At 53.0% G+C, this 12,114-nt stretch carries 11 protein-coding genes; 8 read left to right on the top strand and 3 right to left on the bottom strand.

Features of this window, described 5'->3' with window-relative positions:
* Positions 1–3: 3 nt before the first annotated feature.
* Positions 4–915: a ribonuclease Z gene (rnz, locus tag C1N59_RS01290; RefSeq protein WP_033738264.1), complete on the bottom strand. Its 912-nt coding sequence runs from the start codon at positions 913–915 to the stop codon at positions 4–6.
* 124 nt (positions 916–1,039) lie between these two features.
* On the opposite strand from rnz, the gene gorA reads away from it, so the two are divergent.
* Positions 1,040–2,392, top strand: a complete 1,353-nt coding sequence (gene gorA, locus C1N59_RS01285; protein WP_033738266.1) for a glutathione-disulfide reductase — start codon at positions 1,040–1,042, stop codon at positions 2,390–2,392.
* Between the two features lie 73 nt (positions 2,393–2,465).
* Here the strand turns inward: gorA and C1N59_RS01280 are convergent, their stop codons facing one another.
* Positions 2,466–3,596: an ROK family transcriptional regulator gene (locus C1N59_RS01280; RefSeq protein ID WP_054686841.1), complete on the bottom strand. Its 1,131-nt coding sequence runs from the start codon at positions 3,594–3,596 to the stop codon at positions 2,466–2,468.
* Positions 3,597–3,890: 294 nt separating this feature from the next.
* Here C1N59_RS01280 and C1N59_RS01275 point away from each other — a divergent pair, with 294 nt between their 5' ends.
* From C1N59_RS01275 to C1N59_RS01245, 7 genes are all read left to right on the top strand, one after another.
* Entirely contained in the window at positions 3,891–4,664 is a 774-nt protein-coding gene (locus tag C1N59_RS01275; RefSeq protein ID WP_039342793.1) for an inositol monophosphatase family protein, read from the top strand.
* Between the two features lie 290 nt (positions 4,665–4,954).
* A complete protein-coding gene (locus C1N59_RS01270; RefSeq protein ID WP_054632917.1) occupies positions 4,955–6,055 on the top strand; it encodes an ABC transporter ATP-binding protein in 1,101 nt (366 codons plus the stop codon).
* Positions 6,052–6,918 carry an ABC transporter permease gene (locus C1N59_RS01265; RefSeq protein WP_039342799.1) on the top strand — a complete coding sequence of 289 codons (867 nt, stop codon included), beginning with the start codon at positions 6,052–6,054 and terminating at the stop codon, positions 6,916–6,918. The genes C1N59_RS01270 and C1N59_RS01265 overlap by 4 nt, the downstream gene beginning before the upstream one ends.
* Positions 6,918–7,754, top strand: coding sequence for an ABC transporter permease (locus tag C1N59_RS01260; RefSeq protein WP_058701474.1), 837 nt, complete (start codon positions 6,918–6,920; stop codon positions 7,752–7,754). Before C1N59_RS01265 ends, C1N59_RS01260 begins: the two co-directional genes overlap by 1 nt.
* A gap of 31 nt (positions 7,755–7,785) precedes the next feature.
* A complete protein-coding gene (locus tag C1N59_RS01255; protein WP_033738282.1) occupies positions 7,786–8,889 on the top strand; it encodes an extracellular solute-binding protein in 1,104 nt (367 codons plus the stop codon).
* Between the two features lie 37 nt (positions 8,890–8,926).
* Positions 8,927–9,673: a glycerophosphodiester phosphodiesterase family protein gene (locus C1N59_RS01250; protein WP_006121123.1), complete on the top strand. Its 747-nt coding sequence runs from the start codon at positions 8,927–8,929 to the stop codon at positions 9,671–9,673.
* Positions 9,674–9,863: 190 nt separating this feature from the next.
* On the top strand, positions 9,864–10,943 hold the full coding sequence (locus C1N59_RS01245; RefSeq protein WP_006121125.1) for a porin: 1,080 nt from the start codon (positions 9,864–9,866) through the stop codon (positions 10,941–10,943).
* Positions 10,944–11,060: 117 nt separating this feature from the next.
* On the opposite strand, the gene C1N59_RS01240 is transcribed toward C1N59_RS01245, so the two are convergent.
* Complete coding sequence (locus tag C1N59_RS01240; RefSeq protein ID WP_006121126.1) at positions 11,061–11,999, bottom strand: alpha/beta hydrolase; 939 nt, start codon at positions 11,997–11,999, stop codon at positions 11,061–11,063.
* Positions 12,000–12,114: the final 115 nt, after the last annotated feature.

Raw genomic sequence — 12,114 nt, 5'->3', positions numbered from 1 at the left:
TCCCTACAGCGTGAAGACCGCCAGGTCGTGCGCCATCTCGGTGTCAGGGAAAATGCGCTGGCATTCTGCCAGCAGGCGCGCCATGTCCCGGGCGAGATAACGCGAACTAAAATGGGTGGCAATCAGGCGCTTTGCTCCGGCCTGCTTTGCCACCGTCGCAGCCTGTAAGGTGGTAGAGTGACCGCGCCCGTTGGCTTTTTCAGCCAGCGCCTCTTCCAGCGTGGTTTCATGCACCATCACATCAACGTCCGCCGCCAGCTGTAGCGCGACGTCAGTGGGCGCAGTATCTCCAAAAATGGCCAGCGTTTTGCCTTTCACTGGCGGCCCAAGATACTCAGCGCCGTTAACGGTACGCCCGTCTTCCAGCGTAATCGTGTCGCCCTGCTTTAACTGCTGATACCAGGGACCGCGCGGTACGCCCTCTGCTTTCAGGCGAGGCGCATCCAGAAAACCGGGTTTGTCATGCTGCTCAATGCGATAGCCAAAGCAGGCAATGGTGTGATTCATCGGCCAGGCGGTCACGCGAAATTCGCCATCATCCAGTACCTCACCCGCGGCGATCTCAACGATCTCCAGCGGGTAATCGGTATACGAGCTGGACAGCGACAGTGCCGTTTCAACGAAAGCTTTCAGCCCTGCTGGACCGTAAACCGTCATTGGCGTGGTTAACCCCGCCATCGAGCGACTGGTAAGCAGGCCCGGCAGCCCAAAAATATGGTCGCCATGAAGATGGGTGATAAAGATTTTATCGAGTTTGCCAGGCTTCAGGTCTGAGCGCATAAACTGGAGTTGTGTGCCCTCACCGCAGTCAAACAGCCAGGTGGCGCCGCTTTTGTCGCGGGTAAACGCGATGGCAGTGACATTGCGTTGCAGACTCGGCGCGCCCCCGCCGGTGCCAAGAAAAGTCAGGTACATGCTATGCTTCCCTGTAAATAATGAAACGATAAGGCCTGTTACAATCATAGGCGCAATTTTTGCGACGCCGTACCCTGCGGCGTTACACTCTCTATCACTTTCCCAGTAACCGGATGAGACTTCCATGACCCGACATTATGACTATCTCGCCATCGGCGGCGGCAGCGGCGGTATCGCTTCAATTAACCGTGCAGCAAGCTATGGCCAGACGTGCGCCCTGATTGAAGCCAAAGCGCTGGGCGGAACCTGTGTCAACGTCGGCTGCGTGCCGAAAAAAGTAATGTGGCACGCCGCACAAATTGCCGAGGCCATTCATCTTTACGGGCCGGATTATGGTTTTGATACCACCGTTAATCGCTTTGACTGGGGCACGCTGGTGAAAAACCGTAGCGCCTATATCGATCGTATTCACCAATCATACGACAATGTTCTGGGGAAAAATAAGGTCGATGTGATCCACGGTTTTGCCCGTTTTATTGATGCCCATACCGTTGAGGTGAATGGCGAAACGATCACCGCCGATCATATTTTGATTGCTACGGGCGGACGCCCAAGTCATCCCGACATTCCCGGCGCGGAATACGGGATTGATTCTGACGGCTTCTTTGAGCTGGATGCCCTGCCAAAACGTACCGCCGTGGTCGGCGCGGGCTATATCGCCGTTGAGCTGGCGGGCGTGGTAAACGCATTAGGTTCAGAAACCCATCTGTTTGTTCGCAAACATGCGCCACTACGCAATTTTGATCCGCTAATTACGGATACGCTGGTTGAGGTGATGAATGCGGAAGGCCCAACGCTGCATACGCAGGCGACGCCAAAAGCGGTAGTAAAAAATGCCGATGGCAGCCTGACGCTGCAGCTGGAAGATGGCAGTGAATACACGGTTGATTGCCTGGTCTGGGCGATTGGACGCGTTCCTGAAACCGACGGCCTGAATATTCAGGCAGCGGGTGTGGCGCTGGACGAGAAAGGCTACATCAAGGTCGATAAATTCCAGAACACCAACGTGCCTGGCGTTTATGCCGTCGGCGATAACACCGGTGCCGTCGAACTGACGCCGGTCGCCGTCGCGGCGGGCCGTCGCCTGTCAGAGCGTTTGTTCAATAACAAACCGGATGAGCATCTGGACTACCGCAATATCCCGACTGTGGTGTTCAGCCATCCCCCCATCGGCACGGTGGGCCTGACAGAGCCGCAGGCGCGCGAACAGTACGGTGATGACCAGGTGAAAGTCTACAAGTCCGCCTTTACCGCGATGTACACCGCCGTCACGCAGCATCGCCAGCCGTGCCGCATGAAACTCGTCTGCGTCGGTCCGGAGGAAAAAATCGTCGGCATTCATGGCATTGGCAGTGGTATGGACGAAATGCTGCAGGGCTTTGCGGTTGCGTTAAAAATGGGCGCGACCAAAAAAGACTTTGATAATACCGTGGCGATTCACCCGACGGCGGCGGAAGAGTTTGTCACCATGCGCTAACCCGTTCCTCTCTGCTGCCGACAGACAGCAGAGAGACCACCGCTCGCTGGCCTTCGCGCCAGTGAGCGATTTATCAGTTGAAATAGGTCTCCCGCAGCGGCGTCAACGCCGCACCGAGTGCCGAGCTGTCGCCCTCAATAGTGCTCAGCAGAATATCCGGATACTCCGCCGAAATATTCCAGCGTTTGCCCGAACTGACCCGGGGCATGGCTAAAAACATTTCGCCCAGCTTACGGGGCAATTCGCCGCCTAAAATAATGGCACCGGGATCGATAACGGCATTCAGGGCATCCATGGCCCGATGTAAATTGGGCGTGACTTCGTTGACCCATTGCCGGGCAATGGGCCAGTCCGGATCGAATTTATTATTCAGATCGCGAATGTTGTGAATTTCAATACCGCCGTTGCGCAGTCGATCAATTAAGATCCCCAGCGCAGGACGCAGTTTGCCCTCTTCCGGCGAAAAAATCCGGCTGATCTCGCCCGCATTGCCAAAAGCACCCTGAAACGGTTTGCCGTTAATGACAATGCCGCCACCAAAGCCGTAATTAAAAGAGAGGTAGCCGAAGGTCTCGTAGTGCAGGCCCGCGCCCAAAAAAGCTTCTGCATGCGCGGCCGTCGTGGCGTTATTTTCAATCCAGACGGGCCGGTCAAACAGCGTCATAATTTCACGGCGCAGATCAATGCCCATCCAGTTTTTCAGCGGTTCTGGCGGATTAAAATATTTCCGGGAGTCATACAGAAAGCCCGCCATGCTGTATCCGACGCCACACACTTTTTCTGACGAAATACCAATATGTTTTAAGGTATCCAGATAATGGCGTTTGAGATCCAGCAGCGTTCGGGCAGGATTGCCGGGCAGCGTGTCCAGCACGCAGTATTCGATAATATCGCCGCGGAAATTAATCAGGCTTGCCGCCACGCTGTCAGAGTTAATGGAAATACCGTAACTGTAACGTGCGTCCGGATTCAGGGATAACGACGGGCTGGGCTTACCCCTTCCCTGTGAGGGCGATTCCCCCAGGCTGAGAAAACCGTTTTCGGTCAGTGTATCAACAATACGGTGAACCGATGACTGATTCAGAATCGTTTGTGAAACCAGCGAGGAGCGGGAAATGCCGTGATTGCGGCGAACAAGCTCAAGAATAAGTTTTTCACTGCGATTAAGTTCGACTTCATCACGACCTGAATATCCATGAACCACCACGTTATCCTCACCGTTTTAATGACAGGTTCTGTTATACCCTAGCACGCTTTTATGCATTCCGAATAGTCATGCGCCTGACCTTTACGTGCTGTGTGAACATGCTGATTCAGGACGATATTCCTAAAAAAAATCGCATCACCAAATCATCATAATACTGACACAAAACAGGCCGACACTCTAATTTCATGCGTAAAGCATTATATTAAATCAGCGTTTCCCGTTGCTGAGTCATTGTGCAGCACAAGGTAAACGAACGAGCTCAGGACCTTCCACAAAATGAACGGATTAAGAATGGATACGCGCGTAAAGGTGATTGAACGTATTGCTCAAGAGGCATCACAGCTGGCGCTGGATTATTTCAGGCAGCTCAGTGAATTAGAAATCTGCGAAAAAAGGCCCCAGGATGTGTTCAGTGAAGCAGATCAGGAGGTTGAGAAGCTGATTCGTCAACGTCTGGCGCAATATTTCCCCAATGAACGCGTCATTGGCGAAGAGCAAGGCGGCGAACTCAGTGACCGTTACTGGTCGGTCGATCCGATTGATGGCACCAGTAACTTTCTCCGTGGCTCGTCGTTATGGGGCATTTCTGTCGGTTATGTCATCGACGGCGAACCGGTCATCGGGGTGATTGTTCATCCGGTGTTAAACATCATGCTGAGCGGGGGCAAGGAGGCCGGCATTTATTTTAACGGCCAGCCTTTTACGCGACCCGAAATCGCCCAGGGACTCAAAACCGTTGCCATTGGCGACAGTCCTTCATGGGACTTCACCCACCAGCTCTGCATTGAAAAAGCGTACCGGGATACTGGCTGGAATGTGGTGCGCTACCGCTGTGCCACCATCGGTTTAAGCTTTAGTGTGCTGGGCTATGTCGATGGCTATCAGGAGTGCTTCAGCAGTATGTGGGATGTTTCCGCGGGCTATGCCCTATGCAAAGCCGCAGGGCTTGATGCTCATCTGGCCGGGAGCCAGGAAAAAAGTTCAACACATGTGAGTGTTGGCACCGCGGCACTCAATCGCCTTTCCGCCCAGTTTATTCCGCACCCCCGCTTTACCCCCGCCTGAATATCCGTCAGTCCGCGCTCTCTTCCTGCCGTCTTTTCAGGACAGCGTTTCGGCGCTGTCCTCCCCGCTTTTTTCTTCATATGACCGACAAACGTTCTGCCTTCAATATTATTCACTATGCATGATAATAGTTAGCAGAGTAAATGTACGAAATCAAATCACCTCAGTATTATCATGTAAAATATGGGTTTTATAAAATTAATAAATTCTTAACCTGCCTGAAATTGCCTAATTTCGCCGCATCAAATTATTATGCGCATCGCATTAATTAAGATGCACACATTTCTTCAATGACGGGGCAGCCATACGTGAATACGCTTGAAATCAATAATGCCATGCTCAGATTCGACGACTTTGTCGCGCTGGACGGCATTTCACTGAAGGCCGAAAAAGGACAGTTCGTTTCCCTGCTGGGTCCGTCTGGATGTGGCAAAACCACGCTGCTCAAAGTGATTGCGGGCTTTTACAGCCTGGACAGCGGGGAAGTCCTGATTCACCAGCAGGACATGCATCAGGTTAAACCTGAGCACCGCGATACGGCCATGTGCTTTCAGTCCTATGCGCTGTTCCCTCACCTGTCTGTGGCCGAAAACATTGGGTTTGGGCTGAAGCAGAGGAAAATGGCCAAAGCGGAGAGACAGGATCGCGTCACGCAAACCGCCGCTCAGGTCTCGTTAAACGCCCACTTACCGAAGCTGCCTGCGCAGTTATCGGGCGGTCAGCAGCAGCGTGTCGCGCTGGCCAGAGCGCTGGCTGTGCGGCCCGAAATCGTGTTGTTCGACGAACCGCTGTCGAATCTCGACGCCACATTACGCGACAGAGTCCGCCTCGAAATCCGCCAGCTGCAGCGTTCACACGGGTTTACCGCTATCTATGTGACCCATGACCGTGCAGAAGCCCTGTCCATGTCTGACGTCGTCGTGGTTATGAACGCCGGACGCATTGAGCAAACCGGCACCCCTGAAGATATTTATTACTCGCCGGTTAACCGGTTTGTTGCGGGCTTTGTTGGCCAGGCGAATGTGATGAAAGCACATGTCATCGACGGTGACAGTCACACCGGAATGTATCGTGTTTCCTGCGTGCTGGGTGAAATGAACATTCACAGCCCTGTTCCGCCCCTTTCCGACAAGGTATACACCTTCTGGCGTCCGGAAGATGCTCTGCTGAGCGAACAGGAAACCGGTATGAATACCCGTGCTTTCGAAATAGGTGCCGTGAGCTTTCTGGGCAACCTGTCCGAGCTACAGGTTCACCCAAAGGACCATGAAGAGCCGGAATACCAGTGGCATATTCAGTTAGTGGGTAAAAATCACATTCGGGAAGGAGATAGCGTTAATTTTTCCATTGCGCCTGACAGGATTCGCTTTTTGCAGGAAAGCTGGTCATGAAAGTGCACAACCGAAACATAGTCGCCTGGTTACTGGTGCTGCCTGCGGTCGCTCCCGTCGTGCTCACCCTGATTCTGATCGTCGTTATGGCCATCGCGCAATCTGTCGGACTGTTCAACTTTGGCGCGCCTGCGCATTTTACGCTGCAGTACTGGGAAACCATCCTGAACGACAGTCAGCTGTGGCGCGCCACCGGCTATTCCCTGAAAATTGGCGTGGTCAGTGCCGTCCTGTCTGTGGCGCTGGCCCTGCCGCTGGCGCTGTGGCTGAGAAAGCCCTTTCCCGGCTCTGTGCTGATGAGCGGCTTACTGAAAGCCCCGTTGATGGTACACGGGCTGGTCGCCGCCCTGCTGTTCATCAACCTGATTTCCTGGCAGGGCTTTATTAACCTCGGCCTGCTCAAACTGGGCATCATCTCGCAACCCATCCGTATGCAGAATGATCGCTGGGGCATTGGTGTCATTATCCTGCAGGTCTGGAAACAGCTTCCCTATGCCCTGTTGATCATCACCGGCAGCCTGCGCGCTATCGGGGACGAAATCGTTGATGCGGCCCGCGATCTGGGCGCAGGCAAAACCGCCCGCCTTTTACAGATCATTCTGCCCTTATCCATCAAAGCCGTTCAGGTCTCGCTGATCCTGATCTTCATTGGCGCATTGGGCGACTTTTCATTCCAGGTCGTGGCTGGCCCCACCAGCGTTTTCTCCCTGTCGCAATACATGCTGCGCTTTCCGGAAATCAGCGCCCAGGGCTGGAACCTTGCGGCCGTGGTGGCGGTGATATTAATGCTGGCGGCGTTTGTCGGTGCGGTGGTGCTGGCCGGTGTGGCGAAGTGGCTGCAAAAAGTGGGAGAACATAAATGATGAGAGCCAGAAAAAGCATGTCGCCCCTGCGTATCATGATGATGATCCTGATTACCGCACTGTTCATGTTGTGGCTGGTGATCCCCTTTATTCTGACCGTGCTGTGGTCTCTGGTGGATAAAACGCATCCCTGGGCCTGGCCGGATGCCCTGCCGCCCGTGCTTTCCCTGGGCCGCTGGGTCGAAGTCTGGACGACCACGGCCCTGCCGCAGGCGCTGAAGAACAGCTATTTACTGGCGGCAACCGTCTCTGTGCTCACGTTGCTACTGGCCCTGCCAGCGGGCTGGGCGTTTGGCCGGATGTCGTTTACGGGTAAATCCCTGCTACAGAATGCGGTTTTGCTTCCGCTCATCGTGCCCGGCTTTGTGATTGCGCTGTTTTTTTCCATGCTGTTGAACGTAGTGGGCATCCACAGTCGGTTTGTCGGCATTTTACTGGGACATACCATCATCTTAATGCCCTATGCCGTGAGGATTCTGACCCTTTCCTTTTCTCAAATACGTCAGGACACCCTGGATGCCGCCCGCGACATGGGCGCGTCTGTAGTAAATCGTTTTTTAGTTGCCTGCCTGCCAACTATCAGACCCGGCATATTTGCGGCCTTAATTATTGTCTTTACGTTATCCATCGAAGAGTTCGCCATTAGCTTTATTGTCGGCTCGCCGGATTTTATTACCGTACCGACAATTCTTTATTCTTATCTGGGTTACAACTTTATCAGACCTAATGCCGCTGTTATTTCTTTAATGCTGGTCGTGCCGAATGTCATTTTAATGCTGATAGCTGAAAAATTACTGACAAAGAATCCCGTCGCCGCTTTTGCTGGAAAAGGCTGACGGTTATTAACTCGCTTAACTGGGGAAAATCATGTTCAGACGATCTGCCACCTTATTATTACTTGCGTGGGCTTTTTGTACTCAGGCTCAGGATATTACACAAATGGACTGGCAACACATTGTTGACGAGGCTAAAAAAGAAGGGAAATTAACCTGGTACCAATGGTATTACCAGGATCGTCTTAAAGAGCAGGTCAGCCTGTTTGAAAAACAGTACGGTATTGCTGTTACGATCTCTGAAGGTCCGCTGCAAGGCAATATTAATAAACTCATGGCTGACCGGGGACGGGAAACAGGCGATATTGATGTGTTTTCGATTGGCGGAGGCGCATTCGGTACGGTATCGCCTCAGCAAACGTTTTTTGGCCCGATTAATACACTGCTGCCGGAAGGCAAAACCCTGAACTACACCATTGAGGGTACGGACAGTAAAGGTTATGGCGTGGCATTTTGGGGCAATCAGACGGGCCTGGCCTACGATTCGCGCCGCATGAAAGAAAGCGAGTTGCCCCGTACCCTGCCGCAGCTCACCACCTTCCTGCAGACTCATCCTCAGGAGTTTGGCTTTAACGTGGAAAACGGCGGTTCCGGTCCGGCGTTTATTGAATCTGTCACGCGTACGCTGGTGCCTGGCTTTGATTTCACCAAAGGCGATGCGGATGTAAAAAGCCTGACGGCCTTACAACCGGCCTGGAACTGGTTCAAACAACTGCGTCCTGATTACATTATTACCGCCTCTAACGCCGACAGCGTAACGCGACTGGTGAGCGGTGAGTTTCTGCTGGTCCCCGCCTGGGAAGACTATCTGGTGGGCTTAGAAAACCACGGCGAAGTCCCCAAAACCATCCGACTCTATATCCCCGATTTCGGCATGCCCGGCGGCGGAAATATGGTGGCGATTCCCAAGAATGCGCCACACAAAGCGGCAGCATTGCTGTTTATCCACTGGCTGACGCTGCCTACGACACAAAGGCTGTTTCAACAGGTTTATGGCATTACGCCACAAAATAAAGAAGTGAATCGCGATGCTGGTCTGATCAACAGCAAAGAACGTGTTCATGGCACCCAGTTCATGCCTAAACCGCTGGGCGACGAAGTCAGAACCGAATTTTCTAACCAGGTCTTACTTAAGTAAGCCTGTGCTAACCCGACAACAGAAGGTAACGCTGAGCATGCCGACAAAAAAACACCCTGTACGCGTAGTGAATTCCCGCCTGATTGCACATCGTGGTGCGCCTCTGCTGGCACCAGAAAATACACTGCCTTCTTTTCAGGCGGCCGTTGAGCATGGCGCGACGTGGATAGAGGTGGATGTCAAACTGACCAAAGACAGGCACCCGGTCATCATTCACGATGACGCGGTGGATCGGACAACAAATGGCACCGGCTATGTCGCCAATTTAACCCTGGACCAAATCCGGTCGCTGGATGCGGGCGTCTGTTATGGCCACCTGTTCAAAGGCGTTAAAGTCCCTACACTGGCTGAAACCGTGGGATTTGTGCTGGATAAAGGTATTGGCCTTCAGCTGGAGATCAAACCAACGTCAGGTCAGGAAATTGAAACTGCGGAAATTGCCATTACGCAGCTGAAATCGCTGTGGCCTGCGGATGAAAAGAAGCTCTTTATCAGCAGCTTTTCTGAGCTCTCGCTGAAGGTTGCGGAAAGGATCATGCCTGACGTCCCGCGTGGACTGGCCGTGTGCGTTCCTCCCAGCGATCCTGTGGCATTACTGGCCAGAACCGGCTGTCAGATCCTGCACTTCCTGGCGGACTTTGCGACGGATGACGACCTGAAACGCCTGGCCGATTCCGGTATTGAATTTGCGATTGCCACAATTAATGACCCTGCTGTCGCCCGTAAATATTTACACAGTGGCGCGCAAACGATATTGAGCGATATACCTGATTTAGCCATTTAATAATAAATACATTATCAAGGCGTTATGCGCCCTGATAATCAACACCAGGGAAAACCATAAAAATACGGCCACATGATGTAGCCACGTAACGCTTTTAATTATTTCGTCATAACGAAACTGACATTTTTGAACAATGCCGCCTTGTGCGGAAATAAACCTCATGCTTCACCAACATTAAAGGGTAGATGATATGCAACGTAAAATAAAAATATGCGCGCCGCATGCACTGTGTTTGCTGATCTCATTTTCTGCATGCTCCGCTGAAATTTATAATAAAAACGGTAATAAACTTGATCTGTACGGTAAAGTCGATGCGCGTCATGTCTTTTCGGACAATACCGCCGAAGATGGTGATAACTCTTATGCGCGCCTGGGTTTTAAAGGTGAAACCCAAATTAACGATCAGCTGACAGGCTATGGTCAATGGGAATATAACTTCCAGCTGAACCACAGTGAAGGCGGCACTGACGCACAAACCGGGAATGCGACGCGTCTGGGTTTTGCAGGTCTGAAACTGGCTGACTTTGGCTCATTCGATTACGGCCGCAGCTTTGGCGTGCTGTATACCGCATCGGCTTACACCGATATGGCACCGATTTACGGTTCCGGCACCATGACCACCAACGACAACTTCCTGTCAAAACGCTCAACCGGCCTGGCCACCTGGCACTCGCCAGACTGGAACGGCCTGAAGGTCATTCTTCAGTATCAGGGGAAAAACGACCGCTCAACCGCTAAGCTGGCAAACGGCGACGGCTACGGTGCCGGTCTGACCTACAGCATTACCGATGGTTTGAGCATTGCTGCGGCCGGTATGAAAGCCAATCGTACGCTGACACAGCAAGCGGACGGTCAGGGTGACGATGCGACGGCATGGGTGACCTCGGCCAAATACGATGCGAACCAAATCTACCTTGCCGCGATGTACGGTGAGGCCAACGATGTGACCCCGTACGGCCAGCTGTCGCAGATTGCTGACAAGACGCATAACTTCGAAGCCATTGCGCAATATCAGTTCCTCAACGGCTTACGCCCTTCCATTGGTTTTGTCACGCAGCGTGGGGAAAACCTGCAAGGCGCAGGCAACTTTGCCGGTGGAAGTCAGACCATGCAGAAGTATATTGCGGTGGGCACCTATTACTACTTCAACAAGAACATGCTGACCTATGTGGATTACCGCATTAACCTGTTGAAAGATAATGACTTTACTCGTGCTACTGGTATCACTACGAAAGACAGCGTCGGGATGGGCCTGACCTATCAGTTTTAATCGCAGTGACCGTGCTTTATCACATGCTTTGCCCTGTGTCGCTTCAATCCTGAGAATCGCTGTTTTAGCGAGGCCGGCAACTGCCGGCTTTTTTTATGACTGGCGTTGCCAGAATAACTAAAGGACAGTGGCAGACCGATGCGTCAACGGCGAGGGGTTCTGATCAAGGTTTTCCAGCCATTTCACATAGGCCTGATCCCACAGCGCAGCCGGCGTGCCCGCTTTACCCAGGCCAAAACCATGCCCGCCGCTGGAAAGCTGAATCAACTGAACCGGCACGCGATTGCGGCGACAGGTATCGCGCATTAACTGCGTGTTAAAGGGTTTTGAAGTGTGGTCGTCACCAGCCTGCGCCAGGAAGGTTGGCGGATAAGCGTGCGTGACGTAATTTTGCACAGACCAACTGGCTTCTTCCTGTGGGCTGGCATCATTACCGACCATCATCAGATGTGTATTGGTATGTTGATAAGGGGCTTCCAGGGTAATGACCGGATAAATCAGCCCGACACTGTCCGCTTTGGGGATTTCCTGATCCACTCTGTCAATGGGGGGATAGGACTGAAAGTCCGGACGCGCCGCCGCCATCCCCAGCAAATGCCCACCGGCCGAAAATCCTAATACATGCACTTTTCGTTCGAATGAGCGAAGCAGACGCAGCGCGCGCTGGGCATCCTGTAAAGGCGCCAGATTCCCGGCCTGCCACTTTTCACGCGGCAAACGGTAGCTGAGAACATAGGCGGTATAGCCGTTGGCATTTAACCAGTGTGCAACGGGCCAGGCTTCACGTCCCATACCGATCCAGCGGTAGCCGCCGCCTGCCGCGATGAGCACCGCTTCACCGTTGGGGTTTTCAGGTCTGAAACGCTGAATCGCCGGGCTGACGATATTCGACCAGGAGCCCCATGCATCAACACGTAATTTTCCGCCAGGGCCGCCACCGCCGGGCGGTTCGTCCGGCCAGAGGGGAATAATATCATCGCGGGCAAACAGTTTGCTGGTAGCCAGTGAAAGCGCAAGCGCTCCTGTGCCGAAAATAAAGCGTCGACGCGTAATCATGATGCCTGTTAAATCTATGCCAGAAAGGTCAGACGGCCCTGTCGGTCCGCTGCGTTTTTATTATGTATCGCACGTTTGGTGAAGACGCTGGCGATTATGTACGCAATCGGGCATG

It is taken from the genome of Pantoea sp. SGAir0183 (assembly GCF_043545505.1).
This window is presented reverse-complemented; position numbering and strand designations above follow the sequence as displayed.